Below are 25,629 nucleotides of genomic sequence, written 5' to 3' on the forward strand. Positions count from 1 at the left end.
GGGGCGCAGCCGGCGTACCGCCGAACGGGTGAAAGGACTCCGCCCCGGCGGGGCTGGCTCAGACGAGGAGCTTCCGGTCGGCCGGCGAGGACGTCTGGCCCTGCGCCTGGGCCCCCGCCTGAAGGGGTGTAGGACCGGCCTCCGACGGGCGGTGCGGCCACCAGGCGCGTTCGCCGAGGAGGGCCAGCGCCGAGGGGAGGATCACCGCGCGCAGCACGATCGCGTCGAAGAGGACCGCGACCGTCAGGCCCACCGCGAGCTGCTTCATCTCGATGCGGTCGATGAAGAGGAAGCTCACGAAGACCGACACCATGATCACCGCCGCGCTCGTCACCACGCTCGCCGAGCCCGCGATCCCGTCGACCACCGCCTCCCGGGTCGGCACCCCACGCCGTACGGCCTCGCGGATGCGGCTGACCACGAAGATCTGGTAGTCGGTGGAGAGCCCCACCAGGATCGCGAAGACCATCAGCGGCATGCGGGAGCCGACGAAGCCCAGGGACTCGAAGCCCAGCAGGCCCTCCGCCCACGTTCCCTGGAAGACCAGGGTGAGCACGCCCCAGGCCACCATGACCGCGGCCAGGTTGAGGACCGTGCCGAGCGCCGCGAGGACCACCGAGCGGAACGCCGCGTACATGATCGCCAGGCTCGCCAGCGAGACGAAGAGGACCACCCAGGGCAGCCGCCGCTCCTGGTGCGCCGCGTAGTCCGCGCCGTACGCGATCTCGCCCGAGACCGCCCCGTCCAGACCCCGCGCGCCCGCGACGGCCGCGGGCAGCAGAACCTCGCGGACCCGGTCGAGGGAGCGCGCGGCCTCCGGCGAGTTCGCCGCGTACGGGACGGGCAGCGCGAGCAGAGCCGTACGCCCGTCCTCGGCGACCCGCACCACCGGCGCCGTGTCCTGCGCGAACAGCGCGTCGCCCCGGGTCGCCGCCGCCACCTTCCGCAGCGGCGCGGCCGGGTCCTCGCCCCGTACGAGTACGAGATGCGCGGGCCCCTCCGAAGGGAAGGCGGCCACGAGCCGGTCGTACGCCGCCACGGCCGGGACGCTGTCGGGGAACGTCTCCTTGCCCTCGGTACCGAGCCGCATCCCGAGCGCGGGCGCGGCCAGCGCGGCCGTCGCCGCGACCCCGGCGAGCAGCGCCACGAGCGGCCGGCGCACGACCGGCCCGAGCAGCGCCGCCCACACGCGCCCCTCGCCGCCCCCGCCCCCACGCCGGGCGGCGCGTCGACGGGCGAGCCGGCCGCCGTCCATCCGGTGGCCCGACTTCGCGAGCAGGGCGGGCAGGACGGTCAGGGAGCCGCCGACCGCCACCAGCGTGACCAGGATCGCGCCCGTGGCGATCGACGAGAAGATGACGTCCCCGACGAGGTAGAGACCGGCGAGAGAGAGGGCGACGGCGAGCCCGGAGTCGACGACCGCCCGGCCCGACGTCGCGGCGGCCAGTTCGACGGCGCGGGCGTGCGAGATCGTGCCGCCGGACCGCTCGCGCTCCTCACGGGCCCGCTTGAGGTAGAAGAGCGAGTAGTCGACGCCGACCGCCATGCCCATCATGAAGATGACGCTGAGCGCCGCGCCGCCCGCGTCCGGGAAGACCCAGGAGGCGATCCCGTACAGGCCGACCGCGCCGCCGAAGGCGAACAGGGCGAGGAGCACGGGGATTCCGGCGGCGAGCACCGCGCCGAAGACCACCAGGAGGATGAGGAAGGTGACCGGGAGGCTGATCATCTCGGTCCGCTGGAGTTCCTGCCCCTGCTTGTCGTTGACCGCGACGGAGACGGAGGCGCTGCCGGTCTGCTCGATCGTCAGGTCCGGGTGCGCCCGCTGGACGCCGGCCGTCTCGGCGAGGAGCGTCTCGACGTCCTTCTTCGCCGTCTCCCGGTCCCCGCGCAGCGTGACCGCGACCCGCACCGTGTCCGGGCGCCCGGCGGAGGCGACGGGTGCGCCGACCTCCTCGACGGCGGGCAGCGCCGCCATCCGCCGCCGGATCTCCTCCGCGGCGGTAGTGGCTCCCGCCTCTGTCTTCCCCTCGATCAGCACCTGCTCCACCGGCGGAGGCGTCAGGCCGCTCCCGGAGGCCATCGCCTCCGCCCGTCCCGCCTCACCGATCCAGAAGTCGGCGAAGGTCCCCTTGTTCGTGCCGACGGCCGCCCCCGCGCCGACGCACAGGCCGATCAGCAGCACCCAGCCCGCGATGGCCTTCCACGGGTGGGTCGCGCACCACTGCGCCGTGCGGACCGTGACCGGAACGTCTGTTCTTCTCATGGTGAGAAGCCTCCCGGCGGAGGCGGTACGCGGTCACTGGTGGACTCCCGCGTACGGAAGGGGGGTTACCCCCACCCTCAAGGGAAGTCCCGGTACTTCACTGGGCGTTGGGGAGTCGCTCAGCGCAGCGACAGCCTGAACGTCATCTGCCCGAAGCCGACCGCGTCCCCCACCCGGACCGCCACCGCGCCCGTGACCCGGCGTCCGTTGACCGTCGTGCCGTTGGTCGAGCCGAGGTCGCGCAGGACCCAGAGCCCGCCCTGGAGGGAGAGTTCGGCGTGCAGCCGGGAGACCGTCTCGTGGCTGAGCCGCAGCCCGTTCACCGGGTCGCGGCCGATCCGCAGCGGGTGCGGCCCCGGCTCCGGCATCAGCAGCTTCGGCAGCCGCTCGGTGTGCCAGGCGCGGCCGAGCTTCGCCGTGAACGCGGACACCTTCTCCACCGCCCCGACCAGCCGCCGCGTCCAGCCGGACTCGGTGCGCAGGTCGGCGGTGAGAAGGGCGAGTTCGTCCGGCTGCCGGGCGGCGAGGGCCCGCTCCATCCGGAACAGGAAGGTGTCGTGCGAGAGCCTGCCCTGCGCGGCACCCTCACGGAGGAGCTCCAGCGCGCGGTCCCGCTCGGCGTCGGAGAGCCGAGCGGGGTGCGTGGAGAACTCGAAAGGGGTGGTCACACGGTGATTGTCCGTCCGAGGGGCCCGAGGTGTCCAGAACGGGTGCGAAGGGGGCCGCACGACGCCCCGTCGGTGGTTCGGGGCAGGCCGCATCGCCCCGTAATCCCGTACCGGCCGCGTCAAGATCGCTGGTAGCTTCTGCGGACTCGACTCCCTGGGGGATATGACGTGACCGCGTCCTCGACCGCCACGCCCGACGGCGTGATACTCCGCCCGCTCGCCGGACCGGAGGAGCTGGAGCTGTTCCAGCGGCTCAGCTACGTCCTCGACCACGAACTCGAGGACGACCTCGCCACCGGCCGCCGCGTGCCGGCCTGGATGTGGGTCGCCCTGCGCGGCGACCGGGTCCTCGCCAGGATCTCCTGGTGGACCAAGAAGGCGGGCGGCGAACCGCTCGCCCTCGACTTCTTCGACCTCGACCCCGAACTGCCCGAGGAGGAGCGCGCCGAGATCGGCCTCCGCCTTCTGGAGACGGCGACCGCCGCGGTCGTACCGGCGGGCACGGACCGTCCCGAGTTCAACCGGTTCCTGCCGGCGGACTGGCGCGAGGTGCCGGGGACGCGGGCCGAACTGGAGACGCTGTTCCGTGTCCTGGAGACCTCGGGCGCGCGCCCGCTGGTCGAGCGGCTGCGCCTGGAGTGGCTGCCCGGCACCCCCGTGCCGGAGCCGACGGGCCGGCTCGACTTCCGCCCGGTGCGCGACCGCGAGGACCTGGTCGCGCTGATGGCCCCGGTCCTTGAGGGCACCCTCGACGCGCACGGGCAGGCCGACCTGGCGTCCGGGTTGACGCCCCGCGAGGCCGCGGAGCAGCACTACGACGAGGAGTTCGCGCAGTACGCCTCGCCCCGCGCGTGGTGGCGGGTCGCGCGGCTGGCGGAGACCGGCGAGCCGGTGGGCTTCGTCGTGCCCGCGCGCAACAACTACAACCACACGATCGCCTACATCGGTGTGCTCCCCGCCCACCGGGGCAAGGGCTACATCGACGACATCCTCGCCGAGGGCACCCGCGTCCTGGCCGGAGAGAACGTGCCCCGCATCCGGGCGGCGACCGACCTGGGCAACGTACCGATGGCCAAGGCCTTCGCCCGGACGGGGTACGCGACCTTCCAACGGGCGATCGACTTCGTGTGGGACACGCCGGGCGCGGCCGGGTCCTGACTGCCAGGATGGTCGCCGTATCCGCAGTTCCTGGCGGAAGCAGCCGTGGTTCCTGGCGGGGCTGCTGTGCGCGAGGACCATCGACGAGGGGATCGGCCGGTGCTGTTCGAGGTGTGGGCCCCGCAGGCCCGTGACCGGGTGACGCTGGAGCTCGACGGCACCGGGCACCCGCTGGAGCGGGACGCCGAGCGGGCCGGCTGGTGGACCGGCGTCGTGCCGGCCGAGGACGGCGACCGGTACGGCTACTCCCTGGACGGCGGCCCCGTCCTGCCCGACCCCCGGTCCCGCCGCCAGCCGGACGGCCCGGACGGGCTGAGCGCGGTCGTCGACCACTCCGCGTACGTCTGGTTCAACGAGGCCCCGCGGCTGCGGCTGCGCGCCGCCGTCCTGTACGAGCTGCACGTCGGGACCTTCACCCCGGACGGGACCCTGGACGCGGCGGCGGAGCGGCTCGGGGAGCTCGCGGGGCTCGGCATCACCCATGTGGAGCTGATGCCGCTCTGCCCCTTCCCGGGCACCCGCGGCTGGGGGTACGACGGCGTGGCGCCGTGGGCGGTCCACGAGCCGTACGGCGGCCCGACGGCGCTCAAGCGCTTCGTCGACACCGCCCACGGGCTCGGGATGGGCGTGGTCCTGGACGTCGTCCACAACCACCTGGGCCCGGACGGGAACCACCTGCCGTCCTTCGGCCCGTACTTCACCGACACCCACCACACGCCGTGGGGCGCGGCGGTGAACCTGGACGCGCCGGGCTCGGACGAGGTCCGCCGCTATCTGCGGGACAGCGCGCTCGCCTGGCTCCAGGACTACCGGATCGACGGGCTCCGCCTCGACGCCGTGCACGCCCTGGTGGACGACCGGGCGCTGACGTTCCTGGAGGAGCTGAGCGAGGCGGTGGACGAGCTGGCGCGGGAGCAGGGCCGCCAGCACTTCCTGATCGCCGAGTCGGACCTCGCCGACCCGCGCACCACGACCCCGCGCGTCTCGGGCGGCCTCGGCCTGCACGCCCAGTGGAACGACGACTTCCACCACGCCCTGCACACGGCGCTCACCGGCGAGGACCAGGGCTACTACGCCGACTTCGCGAGCGCCCCGCTGGCCGCGCTCGCCAAGACGCTGACCCATGTCTTCTTCCACGACGGCACGTACTCGAGCTTCCGGGCCCGCCACCACGGGCGCCCTGTGGACCGGGTCCGTACGCCCGCGCACCGCTTCCTCGGCTACGCCCAGACGCACGACCAGATCGGCAACCGGGCGCTGGGCGACCGGCTTTCGGCGACCCTCTCCCCCGGGCTGCTCGCCTGCGCGGCGACGCTCGTCCTGACGGGGCCCTCGGTGCCGATGCTGTTCATGGGTGAGGAGTGGGGGGCGACCACGCCCTGGATGTACTTCACCGACCACACCGACGAAGAGCTCGCGGAGGCGGTACGGCGGGGCAGGCGGCGGGAGTTCGCCGAGCACGGCTGGGCGGAGGAGGACATTCCGGACCCGCAGGACCCGTCCACCAGGGACCGTTCCGTCCTGGACCGCACGGAGCGCGAGCGCGCCCCGCACAACCGGCTGGCGGCCTGGCACCGGGAGCTGATCGCGCTGCGCCGCACCCTGCCGGACCTCACCGACCCGGACCTGGCGGCGGTCCGGGTCGCCTTCGACGAGGAGGCCCGCTGGCTGGCGTTCCGGCGCGGGGTGCTGCGGATCGCGGTCAACCTGGGCAAGGAGCCGGTGGCGATCCCGCTGGGCACCAACGGCCGCGACCGGGTCCTCGCGGCCTGGGAGCCGGTCGAGGCCCCGGGCGCCGACGGCCTGCTGCGGCTGCCCGCGGAGTGCGCGGTGGTCCTGACGGACGGGTGAGCCCAGGGGGTGTCTCGGGGCTGGGCTACTCGACGATCGCCATCTCGTGCGGGGTGTTGTTGAAGCGGTGGCCGGAGCCGGTACCGTCCGGGCCGCCGTCCTCCGTCGCCGTCACGATGTCCTCGATACGGACCCCGAAGCGGCCCGGCAGATAGACGCCCGGCTCGATGGAGAAGCACATGCCCGGCACGATCGGGCGCTCCTCGCCCTCGATCATGTACGGCGGCTCGTGGGTCGTGACGCCGATGCCGTGGCCGGTGCGGTGGATGAAGTACTCGCCGTAGCCCGCGTCCGTGATCACCTTGCGGGCCGCGCGGTCGACGTCCTGGCAGGCCGCGCCGGGCCGTACGGCCTCGAAGCCGGCCTGCTGCGCCTCCCGTACGAGGTCGTGGACGCGCCGCTCCTCGCCGGTCGGTTCGCCGACGTGGACGGTACGGGTGGTGTCGGAGCCGTACCCGTGCTTGAGGCCGCCGAAGTCCAGGACGACCATGTCTCCGCGCTCGATGACCCGCTCGCCCGCCTCGTGGTGCGGGTTGGCGCCGTTGGGTCCGGAGCCGACGACGGTGAAGTCGACCTGGGAGTGGCCGAACCTCATGAGCAGCGCGGCGAGGTCGGCGGCCACCTCGGTCTCCCGACGGCCGGCGAAGGCGACCTCGATGATCTCCCCGTACGCCCGGTCGGCGGCGGCGCCCGCCGCCGCGATCCGCTCCAGCTCGTGGGCGTCCTTGACGGCCCGCAGCATCGGCAGCGCCTCGGTGAGGGAGACGTACGACGTGTCGGGGAGCCGCTTCTGGAGGCCGAGCAGGTGCATGGCCCAGGCGTTGTCGCTGACCCCGAACCGGCCGTCGACGTCGAGGAGCGGCGCGGTGACGGCGTACGGGTCCTTGCCGTCGGTCCAGTCGCGCAGCGCGAGCGCGGCGGCGCCGGGGGCCTTCTGGGCGTCCGGGGCCTCCAGGGTCGGCACGACGAGCACCGGGTCCTGTCCTGCGGCGAGGACGAGGACGGTGAGGCGTTCGGTGATCGCGGTCGGCTGGTAGCCGGTCAGGTAGACGAGGTCGGGGCCGGGGGCGACGAGGACACCGGCGAGTCCGGCGTCGGCGGCGGACTCGGCGGCGCGGGTCATCCGGGCGCGGTAGTCCTCGGCGGTGAAGGGCGCGGGAGCGGACTCGGTGGTACGGGCTTCGGACGTACGGGACTCGGACGTACGGGACTCGGGGGTACGGGACTCTGGCGTACGGGACTTGGGCGTACGTGACTCGTGCGTACTCGGCATCTCGGGCGTACTCGGCATGGGGTCATCCTGCCCGCCGGGGACGGGGGACGCGACTGGTCAGCGTGTGTCGGGGCCGGGCCCGGTCAGCGTTCGGGGCCGGGCCCGGGGCCCTGGGAGATGAGGCGTTCGAGCAGGTCGTGGAAGTCCTCGCCGACGACGATCCGCAGCTCTCCGCCGTCCTCGTCGTGGTCGCTGAGCTGGGTGAGCGTGCCGCCGCGCCACCAGAAGACGTACGGGCTGATGGCGCCGGGGGTGTCCTCGTAGCCGGAGGCGGCGAACGAGGCCATCGCGCCGAGCGCGGGGACGATCGTCGTGTCGCGGATCGGGTGGAAGGCCAGCTGGTGCCGGAACGGCATGGCGACCAGGGCCCCGTGCTCGCCGAGCGGCCGCCCGGTGACGCGCCGTACGACGGCGTCCAGGTCGAGGACGCGGCTCGCGGTGTAGAAGGAGTCGCCGAGGACGACCTCGAAGCACATGCCGTCGGCGTCCCGGACGGTCTCGTGCCCCTCGACGGGCAGCCCGCGCAGGTTGGCGAGCGCGCGGTCGCGCAGGTCGTCGAGGTCGCCGAGGGGTTCGAGCGCCTCGTCGGTGAGCATCATGACGCTCTCGGGGAGGTCGAGGGCGAGGATCTCGTACAACCCCGGCGCGACGCTGCGGGCGTAGCCGAAGGCGCCGGGGTCGATGCCCTCGCCGCTGACGACGCGGGGGTAAAGCTGGGCGCGGATCTGCTCGGGCCGGAGGGTGTCGAGGGCCGAGGGGCCGTCCATGGTCCGCAGCACGAGGCCGACGTGGCGGCGGATCAGCGCGGGCCAGACGCGCGGTCCGCGCCGGTCGTTGTGGCAGACGGCGGCGAGGTTGCCGAGGCCGAAGGCGCGTCCGTCGGCGTCGCGCACCAGGTCGGCGTAGACGGTGACTTCGAGGCCGAGTTCGGCGAAGGCCTCGCGGACACGGCTGCGGAAGAGAGCGGCCTCGCGGACGGAGAAGTACGAGAACTCGGGGTCCCTGGGCGCGTCGTCACCGTCACGCCGTGGCCCTCGCCGGAACAACCCCACGTCAGCCCCCGCCTTCCCTCATGCCCTCACCCTGGGAACAGCCTAGGGGGTGTCTCCGCTCAGGCGGCGAGCTGTCCGGCCAACTTCGTTGCCGGGCCGCCGGGTTCGGTGCCGGTGTGGAGGAGTTCGACGCGGTGGACGAGGCGCGGGGAGGTCAGGGGTACGGCGACGGCTCCCGGGACCGTGGCGGCGAGGGAGACGGGCAGCAGGGTGAGCCCGTGCCCGGCTGCGGCCAGGGCTCCGAGGAGGCGGCTGTCGGTGCCCTCGTGGCGCAGTGCGGTACGGAAGCCCTGACCGGCCGGGCCGCCGTGTGCGGAGCGGAGCCGGTCGAGCGGGATGCCGGCGTCGGGGGCGTCGAGCCAGCGGGCGTCGACGAGGTCGGCGAGGCGCAGGCCGGGGCGCCCGGCGAGCGGATGGCCGACGGGCAGGACGACGGCGAGCGGCTCCTCGGTGATCCGGGTGGCCGTGAGCGGGGCGACGTCGGGCAGCCTCAACGGGTCGCTGGGGGCGGCAAGTCCGTCGACGAGGCCGAGGTCGGCCGCTCCGGTCGCGACGGCCGCGGGCACCTCGTCGCGGGGCAGGGTCCGCAGGGTCACGCCGACGGCGGGAAGAGCGGCGAGGGTACGCGGGTGCAGGGCGAGCGGGGAGGCCGCGAGGGTCAGCGTCTCGGGCGGCGCGGCCGCGAACCGGGCGAGGTCGGCGCGAGCGGCGTCGAGCCGCAGCAGCAGCGAACCGGCGTGCTCGAGCAGCCGCTCGCCTGCGGGGGTGAGCACGACGGGCCGCCGACGGAGGAGCGGCAGACCGAGGTCGCCCTCCAGGGCGGCGATGTGCTGGGAGACGGCGGACTGGGTGTATCCGAGCTCGCGCGCGGCCTCGGAGAAGGACGCGAGCCGGGCGACGGTGGCGAAGGTACGGAGGTGGTGCGGGTCCATGGGGTTGGTGCGGGTCCTTGAGGTGGTCGGGTCGGGTCGGGTCGGGTCCTCGGATCAGAAATCCGGCAGGTCCAGGCGGCTCAGGAAGCGTCCGGGCCACGAGTAGAGCGCGCCGCTGAACGACAGATTGCGGGTGTAGGCGCCCTCCAGCAGGATCGCGAGGCCGATGTCCAGGCCGTCGCAGTCGCCCTGCCCGGACCCGGAGATGCGCTCCGGGTACCGCCAACTCGCCCGCGCCATGGTGAGAACGGCTCCCGTTCGCCGCAGCTCATGCCGGTTCTTGCTGCCAAGGACCTGGTAGCGGTACGAACGCCCGGCGATGTCGATCCGCAGCGCCCGCCCGCGCGGGGTGACCGCCAGGTGGCGGCGCTTGAGCTTCCCGCTCCACCCGTCGACGGTCAGGGTCATGTCCGCCATGCGCGGCCGGTCACGGAAGCCGACGCCGAGGAACGACATGTGCGGTATCCCCCGCCCGGACACCCACGCGCCGACGAGATCCCGGGACAACTGCTCCTCCGCGGGCGTCGACAGCTCGACGGTCCCGAAGCCGGCCACCGTTCCCGCCCACGAGTGCGTGGAGCGCTTCCTCAGCCCTCCGTGATGCGGGCCCTGGTACGGCAGCTCGAACTGGATCGGATTCATGTGCGACGACTCCCCGGCGAACGTGTGCGCTCGCGAGGCTACCTGGTCAGCGCGGGTCGACGTCATAAGCATTCGCGATCGGGAGTGCAGGAATCATCGTTGGACGTGAACGAGCCCGTCCGACCAGCATGGTCGGCATGAACCAGGCATCGACCGCACCCACGCACACCCCCCGCGTCGCCCTCGTCGGCGACCGCTCCCCGCACGTGAAGTCCCATGTCCGTATCCCCTCCCTCTTCGACGCGCTGACCGAGCGCGACGGCCTCGTCCTCGACGCGTACTGGATCCCGACCGGCGACGCGGAGGCCCCGGGCGCGGTGAAGGGGTTCGACGCCGTGTGGGTGCTGCCGGGGAGCCCGTACGAGAGCGAGGAGGGCGCGCTGGCCGCGATCCGTACCGCCCGCGAGGACGGCATCCCCTTCCTCGGCACCTGCGGCGGCTTCCAGCACGCGCTGCTGGAGTTCGCGCGCGACGTCTGCGGCCTGACCGCCGCCGCGCACGCCGAGAACGACCCGTCGGCGGCCGACGACGACCTGCTGATCGCGCCGCTCGCCTGCTCGCTGGTCGGCCACGAGGGCGCGGTACGGGTCACGCCGGGCTCGCTCGCCGAGTCGGTGCTCGGCGCCGAGCGGACGACGGAGCGGTACCACTGCGACTACGGCCCCGACAGCCGCCACCTGGACACGCTGCGGGCGCACGGCCTGCGGTTCACGGGCGAGGACGAGGACGGCCAGGTCAGGATCGCGGAACTGCCGAGCCACCCCTTCTTCCTGACCACGCTCTTCCAGCCGGAACTCGCGGGCGACGGCTCACGCCCCCACCCGATCGTCCGGGCACTGGCGCAAGCGGCGACGGACCACGCCCGCCGGCCCCGCTAACTCATTCTCACGACGAGGTGGGCACGGTCCTTGCCCCGGGCGACGAGCCGGGCGTTGGACTCGTCGGAGTCGCGGACCCACCGCTCGGCGTGGGCGCGGTCCTTGCCGAACCGGACATGGCGTTCGACGAGCCGGGGCACCCGGCGGTTGTCGTCGAGCTCCAGGAACCACGCCTCGTCGAGCAGCGGCAGGACCCCGGCCCACGGACCCTCGTCGTGGAGCAGGTAGTTCCCCTCGGTGACGACGAGCGGGACCTCCGGCGCGACCGGCACCGCCCCGGCGACGGGCTCCTCCAGGGCGCGGTCGAACGCGGGGGCGTAGACGGTCGTACCCGGCTCGGGGGCACGGAGGCGGGCGAGCAGGGCGGCGTACCCGGCGGCGTCGAAGGTGTCCGGCGCCCCCTTGCGCCCCGCACGGCCGAGCCGCTCCAGCTCTCCCTGCGCGAGGTGGAAGCCGTCCATCGGTACGAGGACGGCTCGGCCGTCGAGCCGGGCGACGAGCCGCGCCGCGAGGGTGGACTTCCCGGCCCCTGGCGCCCCGGCCAGCCCGAGGATGCGCCGCCGGCCGGGGACGGCGAGGAGCCGGGCGCGGTCGGTGAGCTCGGCGAGCAGCTGGGCGTCCATGCGGTGCATTGTCGCACCGCGTGGCGCTCCACCGGTCATACGTATAACCTCGTGGTATGTCCTTCATCGCTCTCGTCACTCTCGTCGTCCGTGACTACGACGAGGCCGTCGCCTTCTACACCGACGCGCTCGGCTTCGACCTCGTCGAGGACACCGACCGCGGCGACGGCACCCGCTGGGTCGTCGTCCGCCCGCCGGGCGTCCCCTCCGGCACGGCCCTGGTCCTGGCCCGGGCGAAGAACCCGGCGGAGGAATCCGCCGTCGGCGCCCAGACGGGCGGCCGGGTCGGCTTCTTCCTCCACACCGACGACTTCACCCGCGACCACACCCGCATGACCACGGCTGGCGTCCGCTTCCTGGAGGCCCCACGCCACGAGCCGTACGGCACGGTCGCAGTCTTCGAAGACCTCTACGGCAACCGCTGGGACCTGCTGGAGCCGAAGGGCTGAGAGGCCGAAGGTCCGAGGAGTCGAGGAGTCGAGGAGTCCGAGGTACGGTCAGCGCTTCCCTCTCCGTAGCCAGCCCTGGGCCTTGCTTATGTCGGTCACGGGTGCGGGCCGGCCGTCGACCGGCGTGCGGCTGTGGGGTTGCAGGTGCTTCAGCCGCCCTCGCCACGGGCCGTCGGCCATCTCCATGTGCACGATGACCGGGCCCTCCGGCAGCGGAACGGTCTCCCGGCGCTTGCCGATCTCGTTGACCACGTTCTCGTAGCTGGGCAGCGTCGTGGGGTCGTCGTGGCCCTCCAGTTCGTAGAGGTGGACGATGAGGTTGTCGTCGCCCCGGTAGTGCAGGGCCAGATCGGCCGTGCCGCCCGTGTGGAGGAAGACGTCCGGGCCGCGGTTCTCCACCTCCTGCTCCGTCAGGCGCGTCGCGGCGGCCAGCGGCAGCACCTGGAACTGCCAGGGGCCCTCCGCCCGCAGCTTCAGGCGCAGTCGACCGTTTCCGGGGACCTGGACGAGCGTGCGGCCCCGGAAGTTCTCCTCGGTGCTGTTGACGAGGTTCTCCCCCTCCTTGTTCAGCCGCGTGAGGGTCCAGAGGCCCGTGTATCCGTCTCCCCGTATCTCGAGATCGACCACGACCGGCCCCGGCGGAAGGCCGTCCACCGTGAGGACTTCGTTGTCCCGGCCGCTCTGCGTGTACGGCGGGAAGACCCCACCGAACGTCCAGTCCGGCGCGCTCGGCGGGGGAGCCGGAACCACCACCGTGGGCGCGGGCCCGGGAACCTTGACCTGCGCCGGCGACGGAACCTGGAAAGCCGGGCCCGGAGCCGGAGTTGGGGTCGCGGTCGGGGGCGGGGGCGGAGTCGGCCCCTTAACCGGGCCCGCACCCGCACCCGGCCCCAGCCCCGGCCCCGCACCCGCACCCGGCTCCTCCGCCACGTCCACGCCGTAGTCGCTCGCCAGGCCCGCCAGGCCGTTCAGCCAGCCCTGGCCCACCGCGCGGAACTTCCAGCCTCCCGCCCGCCGGTACAGCTCCGCGAGGACCATAGCCGTCTCGCCGCCCGCGTCCGTCGCCTCGTACCGAGCGACCGACGTCCCGTCCGGCGCGAACGCCTCCGCGGACAGCCCCCGCGCGTCCCGCAGCGCGCCGTTCTCCGTCGATCCGACCACGAGGACCCGGGCGATGTCCGCCTCGATCGCCGTGAGGCCCGTCTCCAGCCAGACCGTGCCGTGCTCCTCCCCCAACAGGCGCACCGCGCCCGAGGGATGGACCGGCGCCCCGTGGAACACGATGTCCCCGTCCCCCCGGACCCGGCCCGCCTCCGTCAGCAGCAGAGCCGCGACGTCCACGCCGCCCCGCACCGCGATCCGCAGCGGCACCGTCGGCACGAAGGCATTGCTCCCCTTGATCATTTTCCCCTCCCCAAAATGGATCACTCCTGGATCTTGCGGCCATCCAGGCCCCCTCGACAAGGCCTGTGGAAAACCCCTCGGGCGCCCGTGACTCGGTGTGCCAGGATGCCCAGGCCATGGCTTTCATACGACATATTCGATCCGCCGCGCCGACCACCGCCGTCTCCGCCGGATTCCTCGCCGTGCTCATCGGCGTCACCAGCTCCGTGGCCGTCGTCTTCACGGCCGCCAAGGCCGCGGGGGCCACCTCCGCCGAGCTCACCTCGTGGGTCTTCGCCCTCGGCATCGGGATGGGGGTCACCTGCATCGGCCTCTCGCTGCGCTACCGCGCCCCCGTGGTCACGGCCTGGTCGACGCCCGGCGCCGCGCTCCTCGCCACCGGTCTGCAAGGTGTGACGATGGCTCAGGCGGTCGGGGCGTTCCTGCTGTCCGCCGTGCTCATCGTGATCAGCGGGGTCACCGGCTGGTTCGAACGGATCATGAACCGGATCCCGGTCCCGCTCGCCTCGGCGCTGCTCGCCGGTGTCCTGCTCCAGTTCGGTACCGAACTCTTCACGCAGATGGAGCGGAACGGCGTCATCGCGGTCCCCATGTTCCTCGCGTATCTCGTCGGCCGGCGCTGGTTCCCCCGGTACGCGGTCGTCGCGGCGCTCGCCGTCGGTGTCGCCGCGACGGCGTGGCAGGGCTCGTGGAAGCTGGACGGCTTCGAGCTCACCCTGGCCGAACCGTCCTTCGTACGCCCCGAGTTCGACTGGCAGGTCCTGATCGGCGTCGGCCTGCCGCTCTTCGCCGTGACCATGGCCTCGCAGAACCTTCCCGGAGTGGCCGTGCTCCGCAACGCCGGATACTCCACGCCGATCTCACCCATCCTGACCTGGACGGGCACGGTCAACGCCGTCCTCGCGCCCTTCGGTTGCTTCGGCCTGAACCTGGCCGCCATCACCGCCGCCATCTGCAGTGGCGAGGCTGCCCACCCCGACCCCAGGAAGCGGTACATCGCCGGTGTCTGGACCGGTGTCTTCTACCTGCTGGTCGGCCTCTTCGGCGGAACGGTCGGCTGGCTGCTGACGGCGATGCCGCCGGCCCTCGTCCTGGGCATCGCGGGCATCGGGCTGCTCGGCACGATCGGCGGCTCCCTCACCTCGGCCCTCCGCGACGACCGCCTGCGCGAACCGGCCGTGGTCACCCTGCTCGCGACCGCCTCCGGTTTCACGCTCTTCGGCATCGGCTCGACCTTCTGGGGCCTGCTCGCGGGCGTCCTGACCCTCGCCGTCGGCGACTTCGCCCGGCGGCGCGAGGGCCGCCCCGACGAGCAGTCGCAGACCACCGCCCCCGAGACCGAGGCGGCGAAGAGCCGCTGAACCGCTGAGCATCGGAATCAGATCGAACGCGCAAGCGCCGCTGCCCTGGCCAGGTGCTCCCCCTTGAGCACCTGCCAGCCGCTCGCACTCGCGCCCGCCGATCCGCCGAGGACGACGAACTCGCTCGTCCTCGCCCGCTCGCCGATCCGGTCGGTCAGCATGACGGTCCTCATCGCCCGGTAGCAGCCTGAGGCTTCGAGCTCGGCGATGTCGTAGCCGGCCGTGCAGAGGACCAGGGCCTTCTCGGCCACCGTACGGCGCAGACCGGTGGTCGTGGCCCCCCGGGCGAACCCCACCGTCCAGACGCGGTCGAACCAGCCCTTGAGCCGGGCCGGGCAGTCCGCCCACCACACCGGGTAGACGAACACCCACGTGTCGGCTGCGGCGAGCCTGGCCTGCTCGGCGGCGACGTCCTCGGGAACGGGCGCGTCGGCGTCGTACCCGGACTCGCGCTCGTACTCGGCCCGCGTGAGTTCCGAGCGGAAGTCCATCGCGTAGAGGTCCGAGACCGTGTGCGGACGACCGGCGTCGGCCAGGCCGCCGAGGAACGCGTCGAGCACCTCGCGCGTGAAGCTCCGCTCACTGGGGTGCGCGTAGACGACGTGTACGGCGGCGGTCACGCGTCCACCTCAGGACGAAGGAAAGAGCATGAAGGAATCAGCCAGGAGAGTCGGGCGGCGGCAAGGGCAGGATTCGAACCTACGTCCACCCGGAATGCGAGCCGGGCGCTCCTCCGCAGAGCTTCCTCGCCGCCGCGCTCATCTCATCGGACCGCGCCTCACGGGTCAACCGATTTCCGCGCCGCCCGCGCCCTCCCGCAACCGCCCGGCCCGCCAACCCCGGACCACCACCCGGCCGGGCGACCCGGCCCGCCACCCCCGTCCGCCACGCCGACCCGCCGCGTCCTCACAGCCACTCCCCCGCCGCCGCCCGCTGCCCCTTGCCCGAGAAGACGCCGGCGGACCGCATGGCGCTCGCCATCAGCGGATCGGCGACCTGGACTCCGTGCACAAGCTCGGGCGTACGCCGGAACCGCACCGGTTCGGCGGCCGGCCGGGGCGCGGTCCAGCCACCGGCCACCGGGTCCACGCCGTGGCGCGCGCAGACCCGCTCGACCAGCGAGCGCGGGCACTCCGTCTCGCCGCGCAGCACCTCCCAGGGCAGCGGAAGGTCCGCCCACACGTACGTGTCGGGGTGCAGGCCGCCCTTGGTCTTCCGGTGCCAGTAGGCGACGTCGGCGGCCATCAGCCGGGGCACCTTGCCCGGGCAGACGCGGTCGAGGAAGTCCTCCCGCCCCAGTTCGGTGAGGAGCGCGAGCCAGTGCGCCCGGGCCGTGCTCCAGGCCTGCGCCGCCTGGTTCCACGTCGAGGAGTCGTTGCCCGGGCGGACGATCATGGTGTCGCGCTCCAGGGCGCACCGGTTCCAGGCGTCCTCGAGGAGTCCTGCGACCTCGCGCAGGAAGCGGCTCCAGTGCGCCAGGAGCTCCGAGAGTTCCCGGTCGGAGAGGTGCCCGAGCACCTCCTCGGTCGGGTCGGCGTGCGCCACGACGTACCAGTCGGTCCGCTCCGGCTCCGCGCGCAGTCGCCGGAACAGGGCGTCGGCCACCTTGTCGTACGGGCGGCGCTGCTTGCCGTTGGTGAAGATGCTCCGCATGTACCCGCGGGAGGTGAGGTACGCGACGAAGGCGGCGGTTCCGGGGTCGGTGGCGAACCGTTCGTACGGCAGGGTGTGCGCGATCGCCCCCTTGCCGGTCAACGTGACCTCGCGGCGCCGCTGTTCGTGGACGACCCGGGCGAGCTTGGCCTCCATCCGGCGCAACAGCCGGAAACGCTTGTTGTACTGACGCTTCGACAGCTCGCCGAGGCCCGCCCCGGCCCGTTCCTCCCGGTTGAGCCGGTCCATGCCGAAGTCGTTCTCGCCGTACGCGCGCCCGATCTCCTCGCCCGCCCGGCGGATCACCGCCTCGATACGCGCGGGATCGTCGCCGGCCTCCGCGGGAAGCTCCGGAACGTTCGTGAACAGGGCGGCCGCACGCCCGAGTTGGCGCTGCGCGCCGACGGGACGGGCGAAGTCCTCGCGCATGGAGGTGTAGCCGTGCCAGAGGCTGCGCAGGGAGTTCACGGTGGCCGTGTCGAGGGCCTTCGCGGTGGCCGGGTCGAGGTCGACCCCTTGGGCGGTGAAGAGATCGAGAACGAGCTGGGCCACGTCCTCAGGCCGTTTGCGCAGTCCCAGCGAGGCATGCAGCTCCGTCAGGAGCCGCTCTGCGTGGTGCGACGTCATGCGCCACACCCTGACAGTGCCCCGCCGGGACCTCCACCGAATATCCGAGCGACCGGTCAGCCGTCATGCCCGCGCGGCCCGTCAGCCGGCGTCATGTCCGCGCGGCCCGTCAGCCCTCGTCAGCCCTCGTCCGGCGTCAGACGCAGCGAGATGCTGTTGATGCAGTACCGCTGGTCCGTCGGGGTCGCGTACCCCTCGCCCTCGAAGACATGGCCCAGGTGCGAGCCGCAGCGCGCGCACCGGACCTCGGTACGCATCATCCCGTGCGAGCGGTCCTCGATCAGCTCGACCGCCTCGCTCTCCTTCGGGTCGTAGAAGGACGGCCAGCCGCAGTGCGACTCGAACTTCTCCGTCGACGTGAACAGCTCGGAGCCGCACGCCCGGCAGGAGTAGACGCCCTTCGTCTTCGTGTCCGTGTACTCACCCCGGAACGCCGGCTCGGTGCCCGCCTCGCGCAGGACCTGGTACTCCTGCGGGGTCAGCTCCGCACGCCACTGCTCGTCCGGCTTCTCGACCTCGTACGACGCCATCACATGCTCCTCAGCTCGACAGGCGGGCGAGGATCTCCGGACCGAGGTCCGTGACGTCGCCCGCGCCCATCGTCAGAACGAGATCACCGGGCCTCGCCATTCCCGCCACGACGTCCGGGACCGTGCCCTTGTCGTGCACCGCCGTCACGTCCGCGCCGGCCGCGCGGGCCGCCGCGATGATCAGCTCGCTGGTGATGCCGGGGATCGGGTCCTCGCGGGCCGGGTAGATGTCCAGGACCACGGAGGCGTCGGCGAGGCCCAAGGCGTCGCCCATCTCCTTGCCGAGCTCCTGGGTGCGGGAGAAGAGGTGGGGCTGGAAGACGACCAGGAGGCGGGCGGCCCCGGCGGCGCCGCGCATGGCCTCCAGGTCGGCGGTCATCTCGGTGGGGTGGTGCGCGTACGAGTCGATGACCTGCACGCCGGCCGCCTCGCCCTTGAGCTGGAGGCGGCGGCCGACTCCGGTGTACGCGGTGAGGGCCTGGGCCAGCTCCGCCGGGTCGATGCCCACGCGGGAGCCGGCGGCGAGGGCCGCGGCGGCGTTGTGCGCGTAGTGGCGGCCGGGGACGGAGACGGTGAAGGCGTGCTCGACGCCGTCGAGCAGGACGACGACCTCGCTGGTCATGCCCTTCGGCGTGATCGAGAGGATCCGGGCGTCGGAGTCCGCGGACTCGCCGACGGTGAGGATCCGGAGGTCCTGCCGGCCCGCGACGCGGCGCGCCAGCTCGCGCGCGCCCGCGTGCTCGCCGACGACGAGGGTGCCGCCGGGGCGGATCTTGGCGCTGAAGGCCTCGAAGGACTCGTAGATCTCGTCCATGGAGGCGTAGTTCGCGTGGTGGTCCAGCTCGACGTTGAGGACGATCGCGACCTCGGGGTCGTACTTCTGGAAGCTCCGGTCGCTCTCGTCCGCCTCGGCCACGAAGACCTGACCGTCGCCGTGGCGGGCGTTGGTGCCCGGGCCCGCGAGGTCGCCGCCGATGGCGTACGAGGGGTCGAGGCCGAGCTCGGTGAGCGCGACGGCCAGCATCGACGTGGTCGTCGTCTTGCCGTGCGTGCCGGCGACGGCGATCGCGCGCAGGCCGTCCATGAGGGAGGCGAGCGCGTCGGAGCGGTGGACGACCGGGATGCCCAGCTCGGCGGCGCGGGCCAGCTCGGGGTTGTCGGCGCGGATGGCGCTGGAGACGACGACGGCGGAGGCGTCGTCCGCGAGGTGGGCGGAGGCGTGCCCGATGTGCACCGTGACCCCGAGGGCGCGCAGTGCCTCGGCGGTCGCGGACTCCTTCGCGTCGCTGCCGGCCACCTTCGCTCCGCGCTGGGCGAGGATCTTCGCGATGCCCGACATTCCGGCACCGCCGATGCCGATGAAGTGCGGCCGTTCCATGGCGGTAGGGATGGCGGGTGCCATGAGTGTTCTCCCCGGGGGACGACGTACAGGAGGTCCCCAGCCTAGTGGCTCCCTGTGACAGCCCCTGGCTGCCGCCCCCGGGGCGCGCCCGCGCCCCGCGCGGGCCGTGTCCGCCCTGCCCCGCGCGGGGCGGGGCAGGGCGGCACGCCCCTTACCCCTCCGCGCTCTCCGCCTCGCTGTGCGCGAACAGCTTCAGGACCGGTACGCCGACCTTGTGACGGGCCCGTGACGCCCAGTCGCGGTGGAAGAACTCCTCCACATAGTGCGGGGCCGTCAGCACGATGACCTCGTCCGCCTCGGACTCGTCGACCACGGACTTCATCTTGTCCAGGGGGTGGTCCTCGACCACCTGTCCGACCGCCTCGCAGCCGGCGTTCCGCAGCCCCTGGAGGGAGTACTCCAGTGCCTCCTCGGCGGGGACGCGGGCCGCCTTGCCCTCCGGTTCGTCGCCCTCGCGGCTCGCTTCCTTCAGTTCGCCCATGGCGACGTCGTCGATGGCGCGCAGCAGTACATCGGCCTGGTCACCACGGGGCTGCATCAGAACGATGAAGGACACTTCCTCGTCGCCGTGCAGGGTGGTGACGAATTCCACGTCGACGGACGTGAGGGGCTTCTCGATCATCAGAACGCTTGTGAACACCTCAGGAGCCCTTCTGCGGAAACCATCCTTCCCCGTGCCCGCACGGGGTCTACGGAGGTAAGTGTGCCCAGCGGAAGCTAACCGGAACGACAAATTCCGCCGATTGTCAGCTCCGACGGTAGCGGGTGAAGAGGAACCCGGCCTCTTCCAGCACGGACGCCACGTCGAACCGCTGCGGGACGGCCACGGACGGCCCTCCGGCGATGCGCTGCGAGCTGCCCGCCGTCATGGTCGGCGAGACCGTCAGACACATCTCGTCGAGGACCCCGGCCGCCACGAACTGGCCCAGGAGCCGGGGGCCGCCCTCGGTCAGCTGCCGCCGGAGACCCCGCTCGGCGAGCGCCGCCACGGCGCGGCCCGGCTCGACGCCGGTCCCGTCGCCCGCGATCACCACCTCCGCCCCGGCCGCCGCCCGGGCCTCGGCCAGCCGGTCGGCGGGGGCCCCGGCGCCGGTCAGGACGAGGGTCGGGACCAGGGGCTCGGTGAAGAGCGGCAGCGTGAAGTCGAGGTCCAGGGAGGCACTGACCACGGCGATCACCGGCGCGACACCCTGCCCGGCGGCCGCCCGGCGGGCCGCGAAGGCCTCACGCGCGCGTGCCGGGCGGTATCCCTCCTGGCGTACGGTCTGCGCGCCGACGACGATCACGTCGGCGAGGCCGCGCAGGGTGCCGAAGATCCGCATGTCGCTGTCCGAGGAGAGCGGCTGGGACCGGCCGTCGTGCTGCCCGGCGCCGTCGAGCGAGGAGACCATGTTGGCGCGCAGCCAGCTCTCACCGGGGGCGAGGTCCGGGTACGCGTAGGCATCGGCGAGCTCGTCGAGGGACCACTCCCGGTCCGAGGCGTCGATCGCCGTAGTCGCCGTCGTGGCCGTTGTGGCTGTCATGTCCGTCACAGGGAACAGGCGTCGCATCCTCGCAGTCTGACACGGCGCTTACAGTGGGGAACTGTGTCGACCCGTGCCTCCCACGCCCCCCGCGCCATGACCGAAGCGGCTTCCACCGAAGCGGCTCCGGCCTCCCTCTGCGCCCGGGAGCCCCATGTCCCCGCCGACCGCCTCGTCGCGGAGATGGTGCCGCCGCCACGCTTCGACTCGGTCCGCTTCGACACGTACATCCCGGACCCGAACCAGCCCAGCCAGACCGACGCGGTCAAGATCCTGAGCACCTTCGCCGAGGGGCTCGGCGGCGCCCACGCCACCGGCGCGGGCAAGCGGCCGGCCCTCAGCCGCTGGTTCGCGAAGAAGCCTGCCGCCCCCAGCGGGCCCCGCGGTGTCTACCTCGACGGCGGCTACGGCGTCGGCAAGACCCACCTGCTCGCCTCCCTCTGGCACGCGACCCCCGCCGAGCCGGGGCTCAAGGCCTTCGGCACCTTCGTCGAGCTGACGAACCTGGTCGGCGCGCTCGGCTTCCAGCAGACCGTGAAGACCCTGAGCGGCCACCGTCTCCTCTGCATCGACGAATTCGAACTGGACGACCCGGGCGACACCGTCCTCGTCTCCTCCCTGCTCAGCCGCCTGGTCGAGGCGGGCGTGGCGCTCGCCGCCACCTCCAACACGCTGCCGGGCAAGCTGGGCGAGGGCCGGTTCGCCGCCGCCGACTTCCTCCGCGAGATCCAGGGCCTCTCCGCGCGCTTCCGTCCGCTGCGGATAGACGGCGAGGACTACCGCCACCGCGGGCTGCCCGAAGCACCGGCGCCGTACTCCGACGAACAGGTGACGAAGGCGGCGTACGCGACCCCCGGCTCCTCGCTCGACGACTTCCCGCACCTGCTCGACCACCTGGCCAAGGTCCACCCCAGCCGGTACGGCGCGCTCACCGACGACCTGACGGCGGTCTGCCTCACGGACGTACAGGCGGTCCCGGACCAGTCGACCGCGCTGCGGCTCGTCGTCCTCGCCGACCGGCTCTACGACCGGGAGGTCCCGGTCCTGGCCTCCGGACTCCCCTTCGACCGGCTCTTCAGCGAAGAGATGCTGAACGGCGGGTACCGCAAGAAGTACTTCCGGGCGATCTCCCGGCTCACCGCGCTGGCACGAGACGCGAAGGGCTTGGTCGAGCAGTAGGTTGGGGGCCATACCCGATCGAAAGGGATTCATCATGGCCGCAACCCGTACCGCCCACACCGTCTGGCAGGGTGACCTCCTCAAGGGCAACGGCGTCGTCACCCTCGACTCCTCCGGTCTCGGCTCGTACGACGTCTCCTGGCCGGCCCGCACCGAGGAGCCGAACGGCAAGACCAGCCCCGAGGAGCTGATCGCCGCCGCCCACTCCTCCTGCTACTCGATGGCGTTCTCCAACATCCTGGCCAAGAACGACACCCCACCGACCCGCCTGGAGACCAAGGCCGACGTCACCTTCGTGCCGGGCAAGGGCATCACGGGCAGCCACATCACCGTGCGCGGCGAGGTGCCGGGCCTGGACAAGGACAAGTTCCTCGAGCTGGCCGAGGACGCGAAGAAGAACTGCCCGGTGAGCCAGGCGCTGACGGGTACGACGATCACCCTGACCGCCGAACTGGCCTGATCCGTAACGTTTCTGACGCTGCATGAGGCTGTGTGGCCCGCATGGTTCACGTGTCACCAGAACACGTGGTACACACATGCGGGTCACACAAACACGCCACACGAGTACGTCCTGCGTACCCGTACGCGTACCCGCCACACCTCTCTGTCCGCCAACAGAAGTGGGTTGCCTCAGCATGTCCGCGACGCGACGTCAGATCCTCTCCCGCACCGGTGCATCCGTCGCCGGTATCGCCTTCTCGGGCGCCGTCGGCGAGCTCTTCGCCGGTACGGCCGCCGCCCGGGGCCACGCGGGCTACGGCCCCCTCGTCCCCGACCCCGCCGGTCTCCTCGACCTCCCCAAGGGCTTCCGCTACACGGTCCTCTCCCGCCAGGGCGACCCCCTCCGCTCCGGCGAGGGACCCGTCCCCAGCAACTTCGACGGCATGGGCGCCTTCGCCGGCCGCCGGGGCCGCGTCCATCTGGTCCGCAACCACGAGAACCGGGTCACCGGCAAGATCGGCGTCCCGACGGTCGAGGGCCTGACGTACGACCCGGCCGCGAAGGGCGGCTGTACGGCGCTCACGCTCGACGGGCGCGGCAACGTCCTCGACGAGCGGGTCGCGATCGCCGGCACCGCTGTCAACTGTGCGGGCGGGCCGACCCCTTGGGGCACCTGGCTCACCTGCGAGGAGACCGAGGACAGAGCCGGGACCAACGGCTACACCAAGGACCACGGTTTCATCTTCGAGGTCGACGGCGCCGACCCGCGCCGCACCGGAGCCGTACCGCTCACGGCCATGGGCCGGTTCCAGCACGAGGCGATCGCCGTCGATCCGCGCAGCGGGATCGTGTACGAGACGGAGGACGCGTTCGAGAAGCCGTTCGGGCTCTTCTACCGCTTCCTGCCCGAGAGGCCCCTGGGCGGCCACGGTTCGCTGCGCGCGGGCGGGGCGCTGGAGGCCATGCGGGTGCCTGGCGTGCCGGATCTCTCGGTGATCCAGGAGACCGGGGCGAGCTTCGACGGGGTCGAGTGGGTTCCCGTACCGGATCCGCAGGCGACCGAGACGCCCATCAGGCTCCAGGACTTCGGGCCGCGTGGCATCACGCACGCGCAGAAGCTGGAGGGCTGCTACTGGGGCGACCGGTCCGTCTACTTCGTCTCGTCCTTCGCGCGGACCGCCGACGGTTCGGGCGCGACGCACTTCGGCCAGGTGTGGCGGTACGAGCCGCAGCGGCGCCGGCTGACCCTCGTCGTCGTCTTCGGCCCGAGCACGGACATCCAGCTGCCCGGCGAGTCACCGGACAACATCTGCCTCGCACCGAGCGGCGGCCTGATGGTCTGCGAGGACGGCGAGGGGGCGCAGCACGTGTACGGCCTGACCCGGAAGGGCGAGGTGTACGCCGTGGCCCGCGGCGCCCAGAACATCGGTACCCCGCAGGCCCCGGAGTGGGGCGAGTTCGCGGGTGTCACGTTCTCCCCGGACGGCACGACGATGTACGTCAACTGCTATACGCCGGGGACGACGTTCGCCGTGCGGGGCCCTTGGTGCTGACGTCGCCGACGTAACCGCCGCCGACGCCCGGTCGCGCGCCCGCGCTTTCCGTCGCAGGATCGGGGGAAGGCGCGGGCCGGGCAGGCGGATGGACGGACGGGAAGGGTCGGCGAGGTGGCCAAGAAGGACAAGGACAAGCAGAAGCAGGACAAGCCCGAGAAGCACGGGAAAGGCCGGCAGGACGGCAGGCAGAAGAAGGACCCCGTCCTCCGGGACGTCCTGCGCCTGCCCGTCGGCAAGCCGGTCGACCTGTCCGCGTACTCCGCCTCGGAGATCCCGGCCGGGCCCGCGGGCAAGACGGACGGCATCGCGGCGACAGCCCTGCTTGCTCCTGACCTCGCCGACCTCCAGGAGCGCCTGTACGCGGCGAGCACGGCCGGCGACCGGCGCCGGCTGCTGCTCGTCCTCCAGGGCATGGACACCAGCGGCAAGGGCGGCACGGTCAAGCACGTCATCGGCAACTTCAACCCCTCCGGCTGCCGGATCCGGGCCTTCAAGGCCCCGACGGCCGAGGAGCGCGGCCACCCCTTCCTCTGGCGGATCACCCGGGCGCTGCCGGTGCCGGGCGAGATCGGCATCTTCGACCGCTCGCACTACGAGGACGTCCTCATCGCCCGGGTCCGCGAACTGGTCCCCCGCCGCGACCTCGGCCGCCGCTACGGCCAGATCAACCGCTGGGAGCAGTCGCTGGTCGACGACGGCGTGACGATCGTCAAGGTCTTCCTCCACGTCAGTTACGAGGAACAGCGCGCCCGTCTCCTGGAGCGCCTGGACAACCCGGAGAAGCACTGGAAGTTCAACGCGGGCGACATCGACGAGCGGGCGCTGTGGCCGGCGTACCAGGAGGCGTACGAACTCGCTCTCGAACGCTGCGCGACGGAGGAGTCCCCCTGGTACCTGGTCCCGGCGGACCGCAAGTGGTACCGCAACTGGGCGATCAGCAAGCTCCTCCTGGAACACCTCAACGCCCTGGACCCGCAGTACCCGCCGGGCGACTTCGACGTGGCGGAGTGCCGGAAGCGGCTGCTCGCGACCTGATCGGTTAGTTTCCGTGCGTGACCATTTCTGTACGAAAACTGTCGGCACTTGCTCTGCTGGGTGCCGTACTCGTCGGCTGCGGCGGGGGCGCGGCCGACACGGCGGCGGGGCCTGACAAGCCGTCCGCCACGCCGCCGAGCCCCACGCCCACCGCGAGTGCGAGCGCGACTCCCGGTGCCGCGCCCGGGCCCGCCGTCGTGCGCAAGGCGCCGCCGACGATGGCGCCCGGGCCCGGTGGGCTCACCCCGGTCTTCGAGCGGGCCCGCAAGGGTGGCGACAAGGTCGTCGCCCTCACCTTCGACGCCGACATGACGGCCGACCAGGGGCGTCGGGCCGCGAGCGGCGAGCGCTTCGACAACCCGGCGCTGATCGAGACCCTGCGGCGGCTGAAGGTCGACTCGACCGTCTTCATGACGGGCCGGTGGGCCGAGGAGTACCCGGACCAGGCGCGTTCCATCGGCACCGACCCCCGCTTCGAGATCGCCAACCACTCGTACAGCCACTACGCCTTCGCCTCGCCCTGTTACGGCCTGCCGACGGTCGGGAAGCAGGACATGGCCGCCGACGTGAAGCGGGCCTTCGAGGCGTTCCGGAAGGCGGGGGCGCGCAATGTCGTGCCGTACTTCCGGTTCCCCGGGGGCTGCTACGACGACGGGGCGCTGCGCGCGCTGGCGCCCGCGAAGGTCACGGCGGTGCAGTGGGACGTGGTCAGCGGCGACGCCTTCGCCAAGGACGGCGACGCGGTCGCCGAGCAGGTGCTCGACGGGGTGAAGCCCGGCTCGCTCGTGGTCATGCACTGCACGCGCAGCGCCGCGCCCGTCACCGAGCAGGCGATCCGGAGGATCGTGCCCGAACTGCGGGCGAGGGGCTACCGCTTCGTGAAGGTCTCGGAGCTGATGGCCGGCCGCCCAGGCAGCTCCTAGCCCGAGCAGGCGGACCGCTGGGCCTCCTGCCACTCGCAGACCGGGCAGAGCGTGATCCCCTTGGCCGACTCGGGGTACTCGGTCGGCTTCCGGCACAGCACGCACTCGGCGTACGGCGGCCCCTCGGCCGTCATCCGTCCGGTCGCCACGGCATCCGCTTCCGCGCGTACGGGTTCGCAGTACGAGTCCGAGTCCGAGTCCAT

Annotated in this window: 25 protein-coding genes and 1 tRNA gene; 10 read left to right on the plus strand and 16 right to left on the minus strand. The window is 72.5% G+C overall.

The genetic code is table 11. From position 1 onward, the window contains the following. Positions 1-58 precede the first annotated feature (58 nt). Together ACFWRO_RS07365 and ACFWRO_RS07370 are read right to left on the minus strand one after the other, a co-directional pair. Positions 59-2,266 (minus strand): MMPL family transporter, encoded by a 2,208-nt coding sequence (locus ACFWRO_RS07365; RefSeq protein WP_384505599.1) that lies wholly within the window; start codon positions 2,264-2,266, stop codon positions 59-61. A gap of 119 nt (positions 2,267-2,385) precedes the next feature. Further along, positions 2,386-2,934 (minus strand): FHA domain-containing protein, encoded by a 549-nt coding sequence (locus tag ACFWRO_RS07370; RefSeq protein ID WP_384505602.1) that lies wholly within the window; start codon positions 2,932-2,934, stop codon positions 2,386-2,388. Between the two features lie 168 nt (positions 2,935-3,102). On the opposite strand from ACFWRO_RS07370, the gene ACFWRO_RS07375 reads away from it, so the two are divergent. Beyond that, a complete protein-coding gene (locus ACFWRO_RS07375) occupies positions 3,103-4,092 on the plus strand; it encodes a GNAT family N-acetyltransferase (protein ID WP_384505605.1) in 990 nt (329 codons plus the stop codon). Between the two features lie 99 nt (positions 4,093-4,191). Next, positions 4,192-5,943, plus strand: coding sequence for a malto-oligosyltrehalose trehalohydrolase (gene treZ, locus ACFWRO_RS07380; protein ID WP_384505607.1), 1,752 nt, complete (start codon positions 4,192-4,194; stop codon positions 5,941-5,943). Positions 5,944-5,968: 25 nt separating this feature from the next. Here the strand turns inward: treZ and ACFWRO_RS07385 are convergent, their stop codons facing one another. The 4 genes from ACFWRO_RS07385 to ACFWRO_RS07400 form a co-directional block, all read right to left on the minus strand. Beyond that, a complete protein-coding gene (locus ACFWRO_RS07385; RefSeq protein ID WP_384506314.1) occupies positions 5,969-7,066 on the minus strand; it encodes an aminopeptidase P family protein in 1,098 nt (365 codons plus the stop codon). Between the two features lie 233 nt (positions 7,067-7,299). Next, positions 7,300-8,268 carry a hypothetical protein gene (locus tag ACFWRO_RS07390; protein ID WP_384505609.1) on the minus strand — a complete coding sequence of 323 codons (969 nt, stop codon included), beginning with the start codon at positions 8,266-8,268 and terminating at the stop codon, positions 7,300-7,302. A gap of 59 nt (positions 8,269-8,327) precedes the next feature. After that, a complete protein-coding gene (locus ACFWRO_RS07395; protein ID WP_384505611.1) occupies positions 8,328-9,200 on the minus strand; it encodes a LysR family transcriptional regulator in 873 nt (290 codons plus the stop codon). A gap of 54 nt (positions 9,201-9,254) precedes the next feature. Beyond that, entirely contained in the window at positions 9,255-9,842 is a 588-nt protein-coding gene (locus tag ACFWRO_RS07400; protein WP_384505613.1) for a hypothetical protein, read from the minus strand. Between the two features lie 137 nt (positions 9,843-9,979). On the opposite strand from ACFWRO_RS07400, the gene ACFWRO_RS07405 reads away from it, so the two are divergent. Continuing rightward, on the plus strand, positions 9,980-10,720 hold the full coding sequence (locus ACFWRO_RS07405; protein WP_384505615.1) for a hypothetical protein: 741 nt from the start codon (positions 9,980-9,982) through the stop codon (positions 10,718-10,720). Here ACFWRO_RS07405 and ACFWRO_RS07410 read toward each other — a convergent pair. Then, positions 10,717-11,352 (minus strand): nucleoside/nucleotide kinase family protein, encoded by a 636-nt coding sequence (locus ACFWRO_RS07410; RefSeq protein ID WP_384505617.1) that lies wholly within the window; start codon positions 11,350-11,352, stop codon positions 10,717-10,719. The genes ACFWRO_RS07405 and ACFWRO_RS07410 overlap by 4 nt on opposite strands. A gap of 47 nt (positions 11,353-11,399) precedes the next feature. Between ACFWRO_RS07410 and ACFWRO_RS07415 the strand changes: the two genes are divergently transcribed. Further along, complete coding sequence (locus ACFWRO_RS07415; protein ID WP_384505620.1) at positions 11,400-11,792, plus strand: VOC family protein; 393 nt, start codon at positions 11,400-11,402, stop codon at positions 11,790-11,792. A gap of 48 nt (positions 11,793-11,840) precedes the next feature. Here the strand turns inward: ACFWRO_RS07415 and ACFWRO_RS07420 are convergent, their stop codons facing one another. Continuing rightward, complete coding sequence (locus ACFWRO_RS07420) at positions 11,841-13,196, minus strand: TerD family protein (protein WP_384505622.1); 1,356 nt, start codon at positions 13,194-13,196, stop codon at positions 11,841-11,843. 116 nt (positions 13,197-13,312) lie between these two features. Here ACFWRO_RS07420 and ACFWRO_RS07425 point away from each other — a divergent pair, with 116 nt between their 5' ends. Further along, positions 13,313-14,557, plus strand: coding sequence for a benzoate/H(+) symporter BenE family transporter (locus tag ACFWRO_RS07425; protein ID WP_384505624.1), 1,245 nt, complete (start codon positions 13,313-13,315; stop codon positions 14,555-14,557). A gap of 17 nt (positions 14,558-14,574) precedes the next feature. Here the strand turns inward: ACFWRO_RS07425 and ACFWRO_RS07430 are convergent, their stop codons facing one another. The 7 genes from ACFWRO_RS07430 to ACFWRO_RS07460 all read right to left on the minus strand — a co-directional run bounded on the left by ACFWRO_RS07430 (position 14,575) and on the right by ACFWRO_RS07460 (position 20,319). Continuing rightward, positions 14,575-15,177 carry an NAD(P)H-dependent oxidoreductase gene (locus ACFWRO_RS07430; RefSeq protein ID WP_384505627.1) on the minus strand — a complete coding sequence of 201 codons (603 nt, stop codon included), beginning with the start codon at positions 15,175-15,177 and terminating at the stop codon, positions 14,575-14,577. A 58-nt stretch (positions 15,178-15,235) separates the two neighbouring features. Beyond that, positions 15,236-15,308 (minus strand) — tRNA-Ala (locus ACFWRO_RS07435). Between the two features lie 155 nt (positions 15,309-15,463). Further along, the gene (locus tag ACFWRO_RS07440; RefSeq protein WP_384505629.1) at positions 15,464-16,837 is read right to left on the minus strand and encodes a hypothetical protein; all 1,374 of its coding nucleotides are present in this window, start codon (positions 16,835-16,837) and stop codon (positions 15,464-15,466) included. 119 nt (positions 16,838-16,956) lie between these two features. After that, positions 16,957-17,367: a peptide-methionine (R)-S-oxide reductase MsrB gene (gene msrB, locus ACFWRO_RS07445; protein ID WP_384505632.1), complete on the minus strand. Its 411-nt coding sequence runs from the start codon at positions 17,365-17,367 to the stop codon at positions 16,957-16,959. A gap of 10 nt (positions 17,368-17,377) precedes the next feature. Beyond that, positions 17,378-18,769: a UDP-N-acetylmuramate--L-alanine ligase gene (gene murC, locus ACFWRO_RS07450; protein WP_384505635.1), complete on the minus strand. Its 1,392-nt coding sequence runs from the start codon at positions 18,767-18,769 to the stop codon at positions 17,378-17,380. A 151-nt stretch (positions 18,770-18,920) separates the two neighbouring features. Continuing rightward, positions 18,921-19,409: an indole-3-glycerol phosphate synthase gene (locus ACFWRO_RS07455; protein WP_384505637.1), complete on the minus strand. Its 489-nt coding sequence runs from the start codon at positions 19,407-19,409 to the stop codon at positions 18,921-18,923. A gap of 106 nt (positions 19,410-19,515) precedes the next feature. Beyond that, on the minus strand, positions 19,516-20,319 hold the full coding sequence (locus ACFWRO_RS07460; RefSeq protein ID WP_384505640.1) for a pyrimidine reductase family protein: 804 nt from the start codon (positions 20,317-20,319) through the stop codon (positions 19,516-19,518). A 69-nt stretch (positions 20,320-20,388) separates the two neighbouring features. On the opposite strand from ACFWRO_RS07460, the gene zapE reads away from it, so the two are divergent. The 5 genes from zapE (at position 20,389) to ACFWRO_RS07485 (ending at position 25,426) form a co-directional block, all read left to right on the plus strand. Beyond that, positions 20,389-21,471: a cell division protein ZapE gene (gene zapE, locus ACFWRO_RS07465; RefSeq protein WP_384506317.1), complete on the plus strand. Its 1,083-nt coding sequence runs from the start codon at positions 20,389-20,391 to the stop codon at positions 21,469-21,471. Positions 21,472-21,505: 34 nt separating this feature from the next. Then, the gene (locus ACFWRO_RS07470; protein ID WP_384505643.1) at positions 21,506-21,931 is read left to right on the plus strand and encodes an OsmC family protein; all 426 of its coding nucleotides are present in this window, start codon (positions 21,506-21,508) and stop codon (positions 21,929-21,931) included. Positions 21,932-22,106: 175 nt separating this feature from the next. After that, positions 22,107-23,465: an alkaline phosphatase PhoX gene (locus ACFWRO_RS07475; RefSeq protein WP_384505646.1), complete on the plus strand. Its 1,359-nt coding sequence runs from the start codon at positions 22,107-22,109 to the stop codon at positions 23,463-23,465. Between the two features lie 114 nt (positions 23,466-23,579). Further along, the gene (locus ACFWRO_RS07480; protein WP_384505649.1) at positions 23,580-24,503 is read left to right on the plus strand and encodes a PPK2 family polyphosphate kinase; all 924 of its coding nucleotides are present in this window, start codon (positions 23,580-23,582) and stop codon (positions 24,501-24,503) included. 17 nt (positions 24,504-24,520) lie between these two features. After that, a complete protein-coding gene (locus ACFWRO_RS07485; RefSeq protein WP_384505651.1) occupies positions 24,521-25,426 on the plus strand; it encodes a polysaccharide deacetylase family protein in 906 nt (301 codons plus the stop codon). Here the strand turns inward: ACFWRO_RS07485 and ACFWRO_RS07490 are convergent. Then, entirely contained in the window at positions 25,423-25,629 is a 207-nt protein-coding gene (locus ACFWRO_RS07490) for a hypothetical protein (protein ID WP_384505653.1), read from the minus strand. The genes ACFWRO_RS07485 and ACFWRO_RS07490 overlap by 4 nt on opposite strands.

Origin of the sequence: Streptomyces sp. NPDC058579, from assembly GCF_042718575.1 — a bacterium.
In the GTDB taxonomy this organism is placed as follows: domain Bacteria; phylum Actinomycetota; class Actinomycetes; order Streptomycetales; family Streptomycetaceae; genus Streptomyces.